At 30.1% G+C, this 14547-nt stretch carries 26 protein-coding genes and 1 tRNA gene; all 27 read right to left on the bottom strand.

Annotated elements, in window-relative coordinates:
* Positions 1-270: 270 nt before the first annotated feature.
* Positions 271-543 carry a hypothetical protein gene (locus ACKVOD_RS04980; protein ID WP_409208371.1) on the bottom strand — a complete coding sequence of 91 codons (273 nt, stop codon included), beginning with the start codon at positions 541-543 and terminating at the stop codon, positions 271-273.
* Positions 544-608: 65 nt separating this feature from the next.
* Positions 609-845 carry a hypothetical protein gene (locus tag ACKVOD_RS04975; protein WP_409208370.1) on the bottom strand — a complete coding sequence of 79 codons (237 nt, stop codon included), beginning with the start codon at positions 843-845 and terminating at the stop codon, positions 609-611.
* A gap of 5 nt (positions 846-850) precedes the next feature.
* Entirely contained in the window at positions 851-1069 is a 219-nt protein-coding gene (locus tag ACKVOD_RS04970) for a hypothetical protein (protein WP_409208369.1), read from the bottom strand.
* Between the two features lie 9 nt (positions 1070-1078).
* Positions 1079-1210 carry a hypothetical protein gene (locus ACKVOD_RS04965; RefSeq protein ID WP_409208368.1) on the bottom strand — a complete coding sequence of 44 codons (132 nt, stop codon included), beginning with the start codon at positions 1208-1210 and terminating at the stop codon, positions 1079-1081.
* 19 nt (positions 1211-1229) lie between these two features.
* Positions 1230-1526 (bottom strand): hypothetical protein, encoded by a 297-nt coding sequence (locus ACKVOD_RS04960; RefSeq protein ID WP_409208367.1) that lies wholly within the window; start codon positions 1524-1526, stop codon positions 1230-1232.
* 607 nt (positions 1527-2133) lie between these two features.
* The gene (locus ACKVOD_RS04955) at positions 2134-3000 is read right to left on the bottom strand and encodes a hypothetical protein (protein WP_409208366.1); all 867 of its coding nucleotides are present in this window, start codon (positions 2998-3000) and stop codon (positions 2134-2136) included.
* 86 nt (positions 3001-3086) lie between these two features.
* Positions 3087-3515 carry a DUF2934 domain-containing protein gene (locus ACKVOD_RS04950; RefSeq protein ID WP_409208365.1) on the bottom strand — a complete coding sequence of 143 codons (429 nt, stop codon included), beginning with the start codon at positions 3513-3515 and terminating at the stop codon, positions 3087-3089.
* Positions 3516-3545: 30 nt separating this feature from the next.
* Positions 3546-4256, bottom strand: a complete 711-nt coding sequence (locus ACKVOD_RS04945) for a metallophosphoesterase (RefSeq protein WP_409208364.1) — start codon at positions 4254-4256, stop codon at positions 3546-3548.
* A 206-nt stretch (positions 4257-4462) separates the two neighbouring features.
* Positions 4463-4654 carry a hypothetical protein gene (locus ACKVOD_RS04940; RefSeq protein WP_409208363.1) on the bottom strand — a complete coding sequence of 64 codons (192 nt, stop codon included), beginning with the start codon at positions 4652-4654 and terminating at the stop codon, positions 4463-4465.
* A gap of 238 nt (positions 4655-4892) precedes the next feature.
* Complete coding sequence (locus tag ACKVOD_RS04935; RefSeq protein WP_409208362.1) at positions 4893-5303, bottom strand: hypothetical protein; 411 nt, start codon at positions 5301-5303, stop codon at positions 4893-4895.
* A gap of 36 nt (positions 5304-5339) precedes the next feature.
* Positions 5340-5807 (bottom strand): MSMEG_6728 family protein, encoded by a 468-nt coding sequence (locus ACKVOD_RS04930; RefSeq protein ID WP_409208361.1) that lies wholly within the window; start codon positions 5805-5807, stop codon positions 5340-5342.
* 53 nt (positions 5808-5860) lie between these two features.
* Positions 5861-6802 (bottom strand): UV DNA damage repair endonuclease UvsE, encoded by a 942-nt coding sequence (gene uvsE / locus ACKVOD_RS04925; RefSeq protein WP_409208360.1) that lies wholly within the window; start codon positions 6800-6802, stop codon positions 5861-5863.
* 69 nt (positions 6803-6871) lie between these two features.
* On the bottom strand, positions 6872-7099 hold the full coding sequence (locus tag ACKVOD_RS04920) for a hypothetical protein (protein ID WP_409208359.1): 228 nt from the start codon (positions 7097-7099) through the stop codon (positions 6872-6874).
* Between the two features lie 289 nt (positions 7100-7388).
* Positions 7389-8039 (bottom strand): hypothetical protein, encoded by a 651-nt coding sequence (locus ACKVOD_RS04915; protein WP_409208358.1) that lies wholly within the window; start codon positions 8037-8039, stop codon positions 7389-7391.
* Positions 8040-8051: 12 nt separating this feature from the next.
* Complete coding sequence (locus ACKVOD_RS04910) at positions 8052-8303, bottom strand: hypothetical protein (RefSeq protein WP_409208357.1); 252 nt, start codon at positions 8301-8303, stop codon at positions 8052-8054.
* A gap of 10 nt (positions 8304-8313) precedes the next feature.
* Positions 8314-8778 carry a hypothetical protein gene (locus ACKVOD_RS04905; protein WP_409208356.1) on the bottom strand — a complete coding sequence of 155 codons (465 nt, stop codon included), beginning with the start codon at positions 8776-8778 and terminating at the stop codon, positions 8314-8316.
* Positions 8779-8790: 12 nt separating this feature from the next.
* Positions 8791-9117: a hypothetical protein gene (locus ACKVOD_RS04900; RefSeq protein WP_409208355.1), complete on the bottom strand. Its 327-nt coding sequence runs from the start codon at positions 9115-9117 to the stop codon at positions 8791-8793.
* A 6-nt stretch (positions 9118-9123) separates the two neighbouring features.
* Positions 9124-9381, bottom strand: a complete 258-nt coding sequence (locus tag ACKVOD_RS04895) for a hypothetical protein (RefSeq protein WP_409208354.1) — start codon at positions 9379-9381, stop codon at positions 9124-9126.
* Positions 9382-9398: 17 nt separating this feature from the next.
* The gene (locus tag ACKVOD_RS04890; RefSeq protein WP_409208353.1) at positions 9399-10112 is read right to left on the bottom strand and encodes a gamma-glutamyl-gamma-aminobutyrate hydrolase family protein; all 714 of its coding nucleotides are present in this window, start codon (positions 10110-10112) and stop codon (positions 9399-9401) included.
* 281 nt (positions 10113-10393) lie between these two features.
* The gene (locus ACKVOD_RS04885; RefSeq protein WP_409208352.1) at positions 10394-10765 is read right to left on the bottom strand and encodes a YopX family protein; all 372 of its coding nucleotides are present in this window, start codon (positions 10763-10765) and stop codon (positions 10394-10396) included.
* A gap of 491 nt (positions 10766-11256) precedes the next feature.
* On the bottom strand, positions 11257-12108 hold the full coding sequence (locus tag ACKVOD_RS04880) for a hypothetical protein (protein ID WP_409208351.1): 852 nt from the start codon (positions 12106-12108) through the stop codon (positions 11257-11259).
* Positions 12109-12140: 32 nt separating this feature from the next.
* On the bottom strand, positions 12141-12491 hold the full coding sequence (locus ACKVOD_RS04875; RefSeq protein WP_409208350.1) for a hypothetical protein: 351 nt from the start codon (positions 12489-12491) through the stop codon (positions 12141-12143).
* A 222-nt stretch (positions 12492-12713) separates the two neighbouring features.
* Positions 12714-12938 carry a hypothetical protein gene (locus ACKVOD_RS04870; RefSeq protein WP_409208349.1) on the bottom strand — a complete coding sequence of 75 codons (225 nt, stop codon included), beginning with the start codon at positions 12936-12938 and terminating at the stop codon, positions 12714-12716.
* A 46-nt stretch (positions 12939-12984) separates the two neighbouring features.
* Positions 12985-13060 (bottom strand) — tRNA-Asn (locus ACKVOD_RS04865).
* 11 nt (positions 13061-13071) lie between these two features.
* On the bottom strand, positions 13072-13425 hold the full coding sequence (locus ACKVOD_RS04860) for a hypothetical protein (RefSeq protein WP_409208348.1): 354 nt from the start codon (positions 13423-13425) through the stop codon (positions 13072-13074).
* A gap of 30 nt (positions 13426-13455) precedes the next feature.
* Positions 13456-13815: a hypothetical protein gene (locus ACKVOD_RS04855; RefSeq protein WP_409208347.1), complete on the bottom strand. Its 360-nt coding sequence runs from the start codon at positions 13813-13815 to the stop codon at positions 13456-13458.
* Between the two features lie 91 nt (positions 13816-13906).
* Positions 13907-14547, bottom strand: a 641-nt coding sequence (locus ACKVOD_RS04850; protein WP_409208346.1) for a hypothetical protein, incomplete at its 5' end; no start/stop codon positions are given.

The following is a 14547-nucleotide window of genomic DNA, read 5'->3' as shown; positions in this document are numbered from 1 at the left end:
CCAGCTTCCGCCCGACAAAGAACAAATTTATCCCCAAAATCCATGTAATTTAGATAAATAAAATCCCCCGGTTTGACGGGAATAGTATTGAATTTTAATTTATTTTTCTTTTTGTTTGCTGTCATTTCCTGAATAACTTCATTCCATTTCATATTATTTATTTATTTAAATGGTATGGCCGACAGGAATCGAACCTGCATTTGCAACTCCAATTACGGTTAGGAAGGTAGAAGCTTCCCTCGGTTACAGCCACGTTATTTATTAAATTATTTAATTAAAAACAATCTTCTTGAATTTTATCTTATAATTAGTTTTAATATCAGAAAGCATTTCTTTCTTCCTCTTTGCCAAAGTTTGTTTATTTACCAATCTAACACCCATATCCTTCCAAACATTTTTAAATTCTTTGTTTAGAAATTTACGTTCAGCAAAATTTGCTTTCTTATCTGCCGGATTTTTAACTTCGCGGATTTTAACAAATACAGTTTCATCATTTTGATTAAAAAAACCAATGCGGTAGTTTTTGAGTTTTTGAGTAGTCATATAGGATATTGTAGCAGAAAAACTCTTAGTGTCAAGAAGTTTTCTAACTTTTATTTTAAAATTGTTTAATCCAACAATCCCAACTCCTTAAAAATTTTCTCCAATTTCGGTTTAACTCCATAAATATTACTTAATTCTTTGTCATGGTTTATTAAAATTTTTCTATACTCCAAAGATTGTTCTGGGGAATTAATTGGATATAAATTAATTACTCCGACTGACAATTCTTGTAAACTATTTATTTCGGTGATAGAAACTTGGGTTTCACCCAATGCAGTTTTTCCCCCTAAAAACTCAGACATATTTTTTATATAAAATACTGACTTTCATCTACAGGATAAAACATAAAGGCATCAGGAAAATCACGAATTTCTTCAGCCGCTTCAATCAAATTATTTAGAAAAATTTCCTCATATTGATCCAAATTTATTGATTTACAAATTACTTCTCCAGTCAAAGGATTAAATTCAAAGGTTTGGAGTTGGTTTCCAATGCCGACGGAATTAGAATTGGGATATTTATCCACATTTTTAAATTATTGATCGTGCGGATTTTTACCATAATGAAATCCCTTTTTATCTTCATACCCCTCTGGGGCGAGAAAATCTACGATTTTATTTACAATTTTATTAAAAAAGTTTTTGATTTTTTGCATAAATTTATTCATATTTTAACTATTAAAAATACTAATAATAGTTTTCGGCATCCCAATTTTCCAACAATGTAATTTCAATAAGTGAACCTTCTGAATCAATTAGAAAAATACTTGATCCGACAAGTTCGGCTTCTAAATTATCGTCAACAAAGAACCGATACTTAAAAAGCCCATCGTCATCAGTAAATTCAAATTCTAAAAAGAAAGGATAATCTGTGTCAAACTCTCTATAATTAGAGTAAATTGTTGGAAAAGTAATTCCTTTATCTGTAATAATCCCGGCAGATTCTTCAAGAAGTCTAATTGTTTTTTCTAGGGTAATTTTCATAGTTTTTTGTTGTTAATACTTTAATTCAGTTAGTTTGTGGTTTATGATTTAAAATAATTTTGGCCCACTGACTTAAATCTTTTTGTTTTTCCCGCGCGGATTGAATTTTTAGTAATTGTCCAAGTTTTTTAAATTCTTGAAAGTTTTTATCAAGTTTTTTATTTCGTGGGATTAAAAGATTTAAATCCATTTTTTTTTAAAAATTATTATTTCTCTACAAATTCTTTATTTAGAATTTTAAATCCCTTTTTTTCTTTAATTTCTAAAATATCGGCGCATCCTTTTATCAAAAGACATAACAAAGTTGTTGTAACCCAAACAATAAATATACATTTATATGCTATGCTTTGGGAATTTCCTTTCATTGTTTTATTACAGGTCTAAGAATTAATTCTTGTGTCAGAACTTTGTTTAAATTACATTGAATTTGTGCAACATGTAAGCTAATTCTTTGAATCTCACACTTTGAATTTTTGCGCCCGCAAGTCGGGCATCGCCGGGGATTAATTTTACTTTGTTGATCTAATTCGGGAAGTTTCATGTTTTACTATTCTCGTTTAAAAAAACTTAATAAATTATTAGACTCAGATACCACTTAATTTTCTAATTATTTAACACCTTTAAATACGTTGGTTGGCCTGCCGCGCCCACTAGGTTGCGGAATTTGTTTAACAATTTTATATTCTACCCCCAAACTCTTTTGTTTGTTCATAAAATTAACAATCGTATGATTTTCAACTTTATTCAACTCCGCCGCCTGTTTAATAGTCCAATCTTTTTTCGGTAGAATAATATTGTAATCCTTAGCCTTACGTCCGCGAGTTTTAATTATTTTATTTCCATTACTATCCAATTCTGGCGCGGCTGGCGCAGCGGCATGAAGTTTCTTGCGTCCGCGTTTTCTTTGAATAGTTTCGCCCAATTCATCTATTTCTATTGAACCTTCAACATCTATAATTCCACTATTTGATGTAACTAAATTGACTTTTCCAGTAACAATTACTTCCACACTATTAGCACAATATTCCCGACAATTATTATTCCAGATTTCTTTGTGTTGGTCATAATTGTCAATTTTAATTAAACTTGCCGCCGGGGTTGAAAACAGAAAAACACCATTTCTTTTGATATTTTTAAGAGACAAGATTTCAAAAGTTTCCCCCGGACTCAAAAATTCTAATCTTTGTTTAAATTGTCGGTCTGTAGAATAAACTTTATTTTCTTGTTTTACTACTGGTTTAACGATAGGCGACCGAAGAATAAAAGTTTTTTCTTTAACAATTTCTTTATTTGTAACTTCGCCAGAATCAATTCCTTGCGGTTTAACAAAACTAAATTTTTTCTTGGAATTAGACTTTGAAGCCACCCGAATTACCTTTTTAGTTTTATTATTGACTTTATTATTAACCTTAAACTCAGGCTTAACTTTAGTAATTTTTACTTTTTTGACAACTTTGGATTTCTTGGTTTTCATAGATTTATTGTTGGTCGGTTACAATATACCACAAGAGAAGTGATTGTCAAACGAAATTTTTGACTTTTGTTATTTTTTAACGAAAATTAGCCAACTACTAAATTAGAAATAATTTCGTTTTCCGCTTCTAACCAAAATTTTTCGTCCATCCCGGCGGGACATCCGGCGGATTCCCATTTTAATTTAGCCAATTTATTAGTTTCTTCTTTTAAATCTGGGAAATATAATTTTGACGGCAAATAAATTCTTTCCCCCATAATAACAGTTCTCGAAAAAAATATTACAGTTTTTTGTTGTTCTAAGGTAAAATGCAAATCAAAAATATTAATTAAACAAATTAAACTTTTGATAGAGTTGATTTTATTAAATCCCCATGATCTAGGGTTATAGTAAATATTTTGTTTTTTATTGAGAAATTTTACGGGGCCATGTAATTCTACATGCCAATAATTACTTTGACTTTCAGTAAATGTAATATGACAATTATTTTGTTTTAACCAGTCGAAGAAATTCATAATTTTATATTATATTGAATATTTAGAAATTTAAAAAATATTTGAATCGAAAATAAATAATTCTTCAATATTTAAACATTGATATTTTATTCCATTTTTTTCTTCTTTAACATTGTTGTGAAAATGTCCGGAAAAACACCATTCACATTTAATATCCTCAACTATTTGCCCAATAACATTTCTTTGATCCAAAGCATCTTCAAATAAATCTGGATCGTCCCGTAAAAAATCCTGATACGGCGAACTCCATAAAGATTCCGTGGAATTATTAAAATAATTTGGACAGTCGTGGGCAAACAAATAGTCGTAATGTTCATTTTGTTTTACATAAATAGTAATTTCGTCGGACCAATAATCCAATCCTTCCCGGCGGGAAGAACGATCAATACTAATCCCGCCGCCAACCAATAATGCAGTTTTTTTATTAGGGAAAATCGCCGGAGTATAATCTTTTATTAAAAATAAATTAGAAAATTCATAACCCCTGCGCCAGAAATCTTTATTATCGTGATTACCAGAAATCACATATAATAAAATATTTCTTTGTATGCATAGAATATTTATTTTTTTTAAACGAGCATCGTCATTTTCTCGGCTGGAGAATCCCAAGCCAAAATCTCCAAGCATCAAAATTGTTTGATTATCTATGTTCAGCGTTGAGTTTAGAATGTAAATAGCACGATCTAAGCCATGAAGATCGCCCCAAAGTAAAATTTCGTTAGTTTTAAAACTAATACTCATTTTTTTATATTTGCTTTGTTGTTTAAATGAAAATACCGCCCGGATTTAATCCTCGGGCGGTATTGGGGATTTTTAGTTGTTTAATTTAATTAACCACGTTTTCGTCTGCCAAAAACCATACAAAGCAGAAGAATAAAAAATATTAATGATAAAATCATAGATTTTAATTTTAATGGTAAATAACTTAACATTTTTGTTTGAAAGAATTAGCTAATATCGTCCCCCGGATTATCCCAAATATCTGCAATACTAATTTCATTACCGAATTCTTTAATTTCTGACATACTCTCTTCGTCAGCTAAACTCTCACGAAAACCTCGTAAATTTTTAATATTTTTCTTGTATCGAGCTGGGAAATTGATCTCCCGATCCTCGCGCGAATTATTGTTATCTTTCATATTATTTTATTTGATATTTAATTTTTCAATACCAATATTTACACTAAATTAAAAAAAAATATGTTGTTTTTATTAGCTTCCGCTGATTTTTATACAAGAAATTTTAAATTCTACCTTTTTACCATTATTTTTTAAATTACTTCACAAATTACTAAAATTATCCCTACGATCATTGTCGCTGTCCAAGCCAATAAAATACATACTGATAATTTGATTGGGTTCATATTATTTTAATCAATTACCACGACAAACAATACATTTCCAATAATCCGGGCGGATAACCATTTCGGCGGGGAAAAGTATAAGTTTTCACAAAACCTAAATCAATTAGTTTATTTTTTAATTCTTGTTCGTCTGGAGTACAAATTGTGAAACACGCCCGTTCGCCAGAACAACGAGTTTTCGGTTCCCAGCGAAGCAAACTTTCTTGTTTTGCTCTTTCAACTTGGTAAATAATTTCGTAGATAGGTGCGTCGGAATTAATTTGCAATTGAAAAAGTGAACAACACGAAAGATTGTATTTACTTGTATTTTCCGTCATTACTGGAATTGATAATCCCCGCTTGTCCTGCCAAATATTTTTGATTGCGTCTTTGTCTGCCCAAACTTTTACTTTTTCAATCAATTCTTTTAGGTTAAAATTACTCATATTTTTATTTTATTGTTTTAATGATTGTTTTATTTGTTAGTTGATCGGCCAAATATATTCCAATTTAGCTTTTTCTTTCCACTTAAATTTTTTGTAGTAATTTTTATCTTTAAATAACAAAGCCGCCCGATGGGCTGAGAAGAATTTTTCATTTTTAAACCATTTTGGATATTCTTTGTCAAAATAATTGATTCGTCTTAGCCAAGACTGAAATTTCGGCAACATACTATCCTTATATCCACGATTTATCCAATTTTTGGAAATTTCAATACCATATTTACATAATTGATATTCGTAACCTTTCCACATTAAAACCGCCGGATGATTCATCCATGCTAGTTTTGTATTAGGATGTATTTTTAAAGTTAAAAGAATATTTAAAATTTGCCAACATTCGACCCTTTGTTTTCCTAAACGACGATAATCTAAAATTTTAGACGTTTCAGAATAATCCGGTGAAATTAAAAAAGTTTGCATATCAATATCATACTCTATAAAACCCACTTGTCAAGTCTTTTTTTTATTTCAAAATTTTAATCGTAGTTTTAACTTTATTATTATTGGCGATGACCCTTTGCCCAATACTCAAGCACACTCAATTCTTTTGCTTTTGACTCGCACATAAACCATCCGTTAGTTGACCAATCTTCTAGTTTGTTATAAATATAATTGGCGTGTGCCACTGATTTTGATTCGGAATCCTCATGTATTTTCATTGATGAACTCCAGTGAATAACCATCGGCGCATCTTTCCAAGTAGAAGCTGCAAGTCGAGCAGCCTCGCTTGCTGATAAATCACCTTTACAGAATGTATGGTGAAAAACATCAAAAGTAATTGGAACACCGCAGGATGAATGAACCAAATCATATAAATCTTTAACAGAATACATATTTGCTTTATCATCATTCTCAACTACAACTCTTTTACGAGTATTATTATCAAGTTTATTAAAGTTTTCACACCAGCGTTTAGCCGCAGACACCTTATCGCCATAAGAACCACCGACATGAATATTTAACGGATTCCAATGGGAAGGTTCAAGACCCATAGCATCGAAAATCTGACTATGTTGATTAAGGTCTTTAATTGATTTTTCTACCGTTTTAGAATTAGGTGAAGCTAGAATAGTAAAATGACTTGGATGAAATTCTAATCTTTGTCCTGCGCCGACATCTTTTGTAACCGCTTTTCCAATTCTTTGCAATACTATTTTAATTTCTGACCAGTCAGGTAAATCAGTAAATTCATATTCAGACATCCAAGGAAAAAGATTAGACGATATACGATAAAACTTAAAACCATTCTTTTCATTCCAATAAACTACTTTTTCCAAATCAATAACATTTGCTAAGGCAAGTTTACTAACATATTTAATTCCTTTACTTTTAAAGGTTCTTTGAATACATCCACGATTAGTAGTAACACCAAATCCGGCAAGTGTCATATTGATACAGGCGTAACCTGTGCGGTTTTTATAAGGGAGTATTTTAGTTTGCATATTTGGTTGTAACATATTAGTAATCATAAAAAGAATCCTCTCGGTCAGGGTGCGAACATAATTAAATATTTAATTAACAACTTCTAAAAATCTATCAATTATTCCCAAGGTTTGATTGCCGGACTCGTAAGTAATCAAAGTCAACATACTATCGCTGCAACTTTTGTAAGTCAAAGTTTCTTTAACTGTTTCAATTTCTTGGAAATTTAACTTTCTAAAAGCATGATTATCTTTACCATTAGTAAAAATTTTGTCTCCAATTTTAATATTTTGATATTGAGTTAGTTGGGTTTTCATTAAATTTAGCCGCGCAACATTGACATTCTTTAATATTAAAATAACCTAAATTATCATATCCACAATTATTACAAACTTTCATCGGCGGACCTTCACAGGAATTGAAAAATTTTATAAGCAATTTTAGTAGTTTTTTCATAATTTAGATAGTTTGTTAAAAATGGTAGAAGTGAAGGGAATCGAACCCTCATATTCTTTCTTATAAGGAAAGTCCTATTAACCAGTATCAGGCACACTTCAATTTGCTAAGTCAATATACCGTAAAATTTCTAACTGTCAAGTCCAATTTTTAACTTTTTAACTCCGCCCGGACTTCCTGTTCCAATTCTTTTAATAATTGTTTGTTTTTATCCAAAGAAAGACTCCACTCATCCCTTTTATACCCCATCGAGCCAAACAAAAATTTATCAATCACCGTCCACAAATTCTTTTTTTCAATTTTATTATAAATTTCTTTCTCGCGGGATTCGAGCTGGGGATCAATAATTGGCAAATATTCTATAAAATTAGGAACGATTTCAATTTCAAAAAGATAAGGTCTTTTGATAGAATAACATTTGTTATATTTATATTCCACCCCGGTTCGATAACCGTATTCTTCATTAATATAATTAAAATATTTATCCCACCAGAATTCCGGCCAATCCAACAAATCTTTTTGTTTTAGAGAAATGGTTTTTAGTTTTAATTCATTTCTTCCAGAAAAATCTGTGGTGCGAGAAACTTGACTGTTTTGTACAAAAGGAAGAATTTTTAAATATCTATTTCCATCGGAACTTCTTAAAATGTCCGCACGCAAAAGCCATTGACGCGCCCATCCGCGTTGAATCGGCGGATTCAATTTAAAAACTCCTAATTTTCTTTGTTTTTCGCGGATTTCATCTAACTCCCAATATAATTGGCGGGCTAAAATTTGTTTTTCCGTATATTTAGTTTGCATGACACAAGATTTTTAATGTATATTCATTCCCGATCCGTCCCGTCCACCGTCCGGGCGACACATTAAATCATAGCTTCGTTCTTCTTCTTTTAGTAATTCTTTAATTCCGTTATTGAATTTATTTTTTCTAATTTGTTCTTTGCTTTTGTCGGGGATCACCTGATTTTGTGGAATCGGTGGTTTTCGACCCTGAGACTTTTTAATAAAGTTTATTTTAGCCTTATTTTTCTTGATTTCGGCTTTTTTATCTTTAATATTTTTCATTTTTCCAAAACTACTTTTTAGATTTTTTACTTAAAGATTTTTTATCTAAAGTGGCAATTTTATTCAAATCTAATCTTTCCGCAGCTTCAAAATCAAATAATTTATCTTTGTTATCTTTGTTATCAATACAATTACATTCCTTAATTCCTGAAACCCCAATCGGAGTAAAACTATTGATATTGATTTTTTTATTTTTGATTAAATTATTTACTATTTGATTTGAATCAAGCATTGTCCATTGCCCGGTTAATCCATCATAAACGGCCAAATTACGTTCAATTAAATCTTTTTGATAGTTTGTAGTAGTTTGTTTAATTCCGGTGGATTCTCCGAATTTAAATCCCTTCATTGTTCCGTCGATATAAACAAAAATTATTATCGGAATTAAAGACAATATCAGAATTAATGGTAAAATATTACTAAAAAGACCGTGAAGTTTATTTTTCAAATTAAGTTTAAGATTTGTTAAATTCATTTTTTTTATTTGTTAAGGTGCGATAACTAAAGACGAAAAACCTTCATTATTTACTTCCGCCGGACAATTCAAATCAATCGGACGGAATTTATTAAAAGTAATATAAACTTTCATATTTTCCTCGTCAACTGTTTGAATTTGAGTATTTTCGTTAGCCAAGATAATTTCTTCATCAAGCATAATAGAAAAAGAATAATGTCCGTCTCGCCAGAAAACTAAACATTTATTGTTGTGAATATTAAAATCTGTATAATATCGAATTTTGGAGTCAAAATCTATAATTTCGACAATATCTGATTTTTTAAGTAAATCTTCTAGGTTTAAATCTTGGAGTTTCATGTTATTTTAAATTGTAATTCTCGGTGTTTCTTCGGTATTAATATGACATTCTGGAATGGTTTCTTCGTTATCATGTTCAAATCCACTACATTCTAATGGCTCGATTGTATAATTTATCATAAAAGCTCGCGGGCGCATGTGTTGATTTTGCCATAGACTAATTCCTATTACTTTCCCTTTATTAATTTCGCCCGGATTCCATTTTTCAAAAACACAATCTACAATTTGACCGTAATCTAATTTGGTTTTAGTTTGTATTTTCATAATTTTATTTTAATTGATTAACCCACCATTTCTTTTACTTGTTCCAAAAACATTTGACTAGCTTCGTTGGTTTTCCATATTACCTCCGGGTGCCACTGACAGAAGTTAGCTTTATGTTTTTCACATTTAATCCACTCAATAATTTTTGGATTTTTATCTCCACCTAATTCCGCCGTAGCGACAATCTCTATATTATTGGAAATATTTTGGTGTTTTGGTAAAAAAATACCCATGTGATGCGCGCTGTTTATCCAATAATCTTCTCCATTTTCCAGAAGTTTAATTGTATGAACAAATTCTTTTTCGTCATCATTCAATTTAATTCCAGAAGACGACGCGCTATGAACAATGGTGGAATTTGCAAAATTAATATCAGTTAAAGTTAATTTTAGAAAACTGGCGCAATAAAGCTGGAAATTCCTACAAACGCCCGCTATTGGTTTCCCGGCTTCGATAAATTTCTTGATTAGATAAATTTCGCGCAAATCCCTCATGCGGTCGAAATTTTCCATGTTTTCACCTTTTAATAGTGAAGAACCATAAGTCGCCGGGAAAACATCCCGTCCGCCGCCGCCGAAATAAATATCTGATTTTTCTACCAATTCGTCCAAATTTTCTTTATTGTTGTTAAGGCAATAAATATAATTCCACCCAAAATAATTTTCAATCATTTCGTGAACATTTTCTTGAAAAATGGAAGGTCCGGTAGTTAGTGCGATTTTACGAGGCATATTGTTATTATTTAATTTTTAGTTTTGACCGAGTTGTTGTTGTGAATGTATTAGTATAGCTGAAATTTTGGAAGTGTCAAATGTTATTCTGAAAAAGATTTTAACCCCGGATCAACTAAAATACTTCTAGTTATTTTACTTTTTTCATCCAAAAAAATACTAATATTCGCCTTCGTCTGAACCATAGGGCGCAATACTTATTTGTGAATTTTCAGCATTAACAGCTAAAAGTTCAAAATTTTCAAATATTTGTCCAATTTTATATTCTTTAGTCATAATTTTTATTTTAATAATTCTGGATTTTCAAAAATATTTCCAATTACTTCCAGCCAAATTTCCCCTTCTTTGTTTTGGTTCCACAAACTATTAAATAATGATTCGCAAGACTCTTTCATTTCCCATTGTCCCTCTGAAAAATGAACAGTATCAATTATTTTATTTTGATGATGATATGTATAGAATTTTACAATATCTCCCTCGTAAATTTCTTTCCTATTTTTATCTTTAATTCCGGTGAACTGCATAGCAATTCCACCTAAAAATCTATCACTTTCTATACAACCATCTTTATGTAAAGTTATATATTTAGGATATACCATTTCTCCTTTTCCTATCGCGTCCACCCAAATTCTAAATTTAATCTCTCTGTTCATATTATTTTTATTTATTTAAAATTAATAAATTATTTGTCTAACAAATTCCCCGGATTCAGTTGTGTGATATAAATATTTAAGTCCAATATATTTAATCAAATTTTGACAGGCCGGACAAGCCTTGGAATTTCTAATATTTCCCCTTTGATCAATTCGACAATTAACCATAACTACTTTCCGCCAATTTAATTTGTCAAATTTATTTTTGACTCTAAGAAAAAGAGCCATTTCACTACAAGTGTTTTTCGCCCCAATATCAAAAGATTTTAAATTAAATTTATTTCTTGGGTTTGTTTTTTGCTTATTTTCAGCTACCGCCAATAATCTACTTTTGTTAAATAACGCAGATACATGAAAACAACGACATTGATTTTTCCCAAATTCTGCCGGATACATTGCGCGGGCCAATTCTATTGTTTTGTTAAAAATTTTATCCATACTACCGACAAGATAGCAGACAAAACTTTAATGTCAAGTAAAAGTTTGCCTTTTTACTTTTTAACAGATAAAATCTTTACAGCTTCATCAATTTTTGAATTTTTCAGTAACTTAATTACTTCGATTTGTTTTTTGTGATCTAATAAAACTTCTGGATTTTTACTATCAAAAGACCCGTTAAGAAAGAAACTTTTCTTTTCGCCAGTATTTTCTTTTAAATTCTCTAAATTTATCAATCCGGGGAAATTACTTGATCCACCATAATAATCATCCATGAATTTATTTGTTAAGGCGTGATTGGAATTTATACTTTCGTTTCCCGATATAGAATAATGACATAATTGAAACAAAGTAAATAATTTTTCTTTATCTCCGGCGGCCCAATCTTTATTTGAATAAAACCATTTAATCATTTTGGGAAATCCATCTTCCTCCAAATATCTCAGCGCGGCTAAAGTAACCATTAGTTTCATTATACTTTGATAATAAAAAACTTTAAATGTTACTTTTTTGTAATCCTCGGAAATAGCTTCTATATTATTGGTTAGACCGAAACTGTTCAAAACTTCTGAATACCAAATAATTATATCTTTTAGAGATAAAATCGAATTTTTTCTAAATAAACCTTGTGTATTCAGACGTATTTTACAATTATAATTTACATGGCCCGCACCGCTGGGGTTTAATGAATCAAAAGGTGCGAAATTATTGTAAAGTTGTTCTTTAAATTTTAAGACTTTTTCTACTTTTATTTTAGAACAAGAATATTTAACATCTCTCGTGGAATATATTGATTTGTCAAACAAAATAGAAAAACAAGCCACATATTCTAGCTTATATTGGGAAATTAAATTTTTACTTGAATCCAAGAAATTATGAATACTGTAGTTGATATATTTGACCATATTCTTTTTTTATATATTAAAAAATCTTACTATTAAAATTGCATAAAAATTTTCGTAAAGAAATGTTTAGATTTTCTTTCTTTTATTTTTAAATAACGAGTTTGAACATTTAAATTCATTTTAACTCCATTCGGAAACTTCATACCAACTAAGGCGAATTCGGTTTTTGTTTTTTTTGTCCACCCGGATTCACCGAGAAAAACAATTTCAATTTTGTAAAATAATTCACTTGAATAGATTGTTTTACAAAAAAAATTACCGTATTCCTTACCGTGTTGTCTGTCCAAGAATTTTACAATCTTTTCGTATTCTGTATTATAATTTTCTCCAAATTCTACGAATAGTAAAACATCATTTTTTTGTAAATCACAATTTTTTAACATACTTTTTTATTTGATTTAAATTTAGATCGAATTATGATATATAAAATTTATAAATTTCATATTCTATATTAAGTTTTTACATTTTTTAAAAAACTATCGTTTAAATAACATTAAAATTACCACAATTATAATTGTAAAAGTTCCTAGTTCCATTATTTTTTGGCATAAAAAGGTTATGGGGGGAGGGTTAATTTTTTTTATTTTATTTTTTTAATAAAATATTTAATTTTTAGGGGCGCGATGTTTACATTCCTCTGGGTAAATTACACCATCGCGGGCAGATTTGCAGCCTTTCCACGGAGTTTTACGTTTTGAGGGACACGGTGGCTTTTCTGTTTCGATAATTGTAAAGTGATTATGACCTTTATTTTGATTATCTACTGCTACGCCGGGATTAACTCTTAAACTGAGTCCAAGTTTTTTTAGTTCTTTTGTTTGTTTGTTCATATTTTTATTATTTTATTTGTTGATTTTTTATTAGATTGAAAGAAATTGGCTCCAAAGGTAGGACTTGAACCTACACATGACGAAATTAACAGTTTCGCGCTTTACCATTTAGCTACTTTGGATTTTGTTAAATTTAAATATCTCCGTTTTCTTCCATTTGGGAAAATAAGCGAGTTAAACAAATATATAGCCCGCGCTTTTTAGAATATGGTTCAGCGTTCGAGCAAATAGTATTAACTTGATAATGTTTACCATTGGCTAAATCTACGGTTAGTTGTGTTTCTCCGCCTTTACTTAAAATAACTTGCGGGGCCAAAACTGTAACCGGGGGAAGATTAAATTCGCCCTTTTTTACATATTGATATTGGGGCTTAGATAAATCTTTGATGAATTGACGATTAACTGATACCCTGCGAAGGTGTGTAACTTTTACTTTATTACCATTTCTCCGCAGGTTTTGGATTGTTAGTTTGTTTTTATTTTTCATATTGTTTTATTTATTGTTTACTTTTTTTGTTTACTTTTCAAATTTTTTCTTTAACCTTAAATATTCTTCGTATTCCTCTTCTTCATTGTCTTGTTTTATACGGGCCGGAAGATTTATATTAATAAAATTAATTAACCCATCTTTGTCATAATCCACCATTTCAGCGGCAGCATTTACTAATTGGAATCTATATTTTTCTAGTATTTTGTCCGCGCTTTTTCTAATTTGTTTGCGCCTGTCGGTTGTCAATAAATATTGGTTAAATTGAAATCGTCCGTTATCGCGGGACAAACTTTGTTTTTTTTCTAATTCTTCTAAAACTTCTTCTTGGATTGCCAAGATAGATAATTCGTCGGATTTAGATAATTTTGTTAAATCTTGTTTTTTCATAAACTGATTTTCTGGACGCCAATACTGTATCTCAAAAATGCGACTTGTCAAGTCATTTTTGAGAAAGTTTTTACTGACTCAAATTAAGGTTTTACTGTTTTACAAGTAATTTATTTAATTCTTCTTGAGTTCTGTTGGCAAAAAATTGAACGAATCCGCCATGTCTCCCGTATTCGCCATCAGGATCATCATATTTCCCAAAATTATATTTAGCATTTCTATGTATTAGATTTTTAAATTTTGGTTTTGTATTTCCTTCTAAAAAATGATTGATCGCCGGGATACATTTTTCTGTCAAATGGTATTTTTTTAATGATTCTAAAAAATTATTGTTATAATGTAATGAACTCGCTCGGACAAATAATGTAAATAGTCCGCGAGACGTTGAAGTTTCCAGCCAAAACGGGGATGGCTCGATAACTACAAAATTATCTATTTTTTCAATTTCGTCATATTCATTTTTATATTGAGTTTTATAAAAAACTGTTTTAGTCAAAAGATTAAGTTTTGCCTCTCTTTCCTGAAAGAACAAATTGAGTTTTTTAACTTTTAAATGATAAGACCCAAATCCTATTTTTTTAGTTTTTTTTGTAAAAAATATGGCAAATTCCTCGCGGCACTCATGTCGAGCAGTAATTCTATTTTTTTTGGAAATTAGAAAATAACAACCTTCTTTATTTAGATAATTTAAATTGTCGTTACAATCGTTTTCGTGGATTGAAATTGTTTGGT

Source organism: Flavobacterium sp. (assembly GCF_046155325.1).
Taxonomy (GTDB): domain Bacteria; phylum Bacteroidota; class Bacteroidia; order Flavobacteriales; family Flavobacteriaceae; genus Flavobacterium.
The sequence above is the reverse complement of the archived record's forward strand: the minus strand, read 5'-3'. Positions and strand labels throughout refer to the sequence as shown.

What these genes read in the sequence shown, in the direction of transcription:
- ACKVOD_RS04980 (WP_409208371.1), bottom strand. Translation starts at nt 543, where the DNA reads ATGACTACTCAAAAACTCAAAAACTACCGCATTGGTTTTTTTAATCAA.
- ACKVOD_RS04975 (WP_409208370.1), bottom strand. Translation starts at nt 845, where the DNA reads ATGTCTGAGTTTTTAGGGGGAAAAACTGCATTGGGTGAAACCCAAGTT.
- ACKVOD_RS04965 (WP_409208368.1), bottom strand. Translation starts at nt 1,210, where the DNA reads ATGAATAAATTTATGCAAAAAATCAAAAACTTTTTTAATAAAATTGTA.
- ACKVOD_RS04960 (WP_409208367.1), bottom strand. Translation starts at nt 1,526, where the DNA reads ATGAAAATTACCCTAGAAAAAACAATTAGACTTCTTGAAGAATCTGCC.
- ACKVOD_RS04955 (WP_409208366.1), bottom strand. Translation starts at nt 3,000, where the DNA reads ATGAAAACCAAGAAATCCAAAGTTGTCAAAAAAGTAAAAATTACTAAA.
- ACKVOD_RS04950 (WP_409208365.1), bottom strand. Translation starts at nt 3,515, where the DNA reads ATGAATTTCTTCGACTGGTTAAAACAAAATAATTGTCATATTACATTT.
- ACKVOD_RS04945 (WP_409208364.1), bottom strand. Translation starts at nt 4,256, where the DNA reads ATGAGTATTAGTTTTAAAACTAACGAAATTTTACTTTGGGGCGATCTT.
- ACKVOD_RS04940 (WP_409208363.1), bottom strand. Translation starts at nt 4,654, where the DNA reads ATGAAAGATAACAATAATTCGCGCGAGGATCGGGAGATCAATTTCCCA.
- ACKVOD_RS04935 (WP_409208362.1), bottom strand. Translation starts at nt 5,303, where the DNA reads ATGAGTAATTTTAACCTAAAAGAATTGATTGAAAAAGTAAAAGTTTGG.
- uvsE (WP_409208360.1), bottom strand. Translation starts at nt 6,802, where the DNA reads ATGCAAACTAAAATACTCCCTTATAAAAACCGCACAGGTTACGCCTGT.
- ACKVOD_RS04920 (WP_409208359.1), bottom strand. Translation starts at nt 7,099, where the DNA reads ATGAAAACCCAACTAACTCAATATCAAAATATTAAAATTGGAGACAAA.
- ACKVOD_RS04915 (WP_409208358.1), bottom strand. Translation starts at nt 8,039, where the DNA reads ATGCAAACTAAATATACGGAAAAACAAATTTTAGCCCGCCAATTATAT.
- ACKVOD_RS04910 (WP_409208357.1), bottom strand. Translation starts at nt 8,303, where the DNA reads ATGAAAAATATTAAAGATAAAAAAGCCGAAATCAAGAAAAATAAGGCT.
- ACKVOD_RS04905 (WP_409208356.1), bottom strand. Translation starts at nt 8,778, where the DNA reads ATGAATTTAACAAATCTTAAACTTAATTTGAAAAATAAACTTCACGGT.
- ACKVOD_RS04900 (WP_409208355.1), bottom strand. Translation starts at nt 9,117, where the DNA reads ATGAAACTCCAAGATTTAAACCTAGAAGATTTACTTAAAAAATCAGAT.
- ACKVOD_RS04895 (WP_409208354.1), bottom strand. Translation starts at nt 9,381, where the DNA reads ATGAAAATACAAACTAAAACCAAATTAGATTACGGTCAAATTGTAGAT.
- ACKVOD_RS04890 (WP_409208353.1), bottom strand. Translation starts at nt 10,112, where the DNA reads ATGCCTCGTAAAATCGCACTAACTACCGGACCTTCCATTTTTCAAGAA.
- ACKVOD_RS04885 (WP_409208352.1), bottom strand. Translation starts at nt 10,765, where the DNA reads ATGAACAGAGAGATTAAATTTAGAATTTGGGTGGACGCGATAGGAAAA.
- ACKVOD_RS04880 (WP_409208351.1), bottom strand. Translation starts at nt 12,108, where the DNA reads ATGGTCAAATATATCAACTACAGTATTCATAATTTCTTGGATTCAAGT.
- ACKVOD_RS04875 (WP_409208350.1), bottom strand. Translation starts at nt 12,491, where the DNA reads ATGTTAAAAAATTGTGATTTACAAAAAAATGATGTTTTACTATTCGTA.
- ACKVOD_RS04870 (WP_409208349.1), bottom strand. Translation starts at nt 12,938, where the DNA reads ATGAACAAACAAACAAAAGAACTAAAAAAACTTGGACTCAGTTTAAGA.
- ACKVOD_RS04860 (WP_409208348.1), bottom strand. Translation starts at nt 13,425, where the DNA reads ATGAAAAATAAAAACAAACTAACAATCCAAAACCTGCGGAGAAATGGT.
- ACKVOD_RS04855 (WP_409208347.1), bottom strand. Translation starts at nt 13,815, where the DNA reads ATGAAAAAACAAGATTTAACAAAATTATCTAAATCCGACGAATTATCT.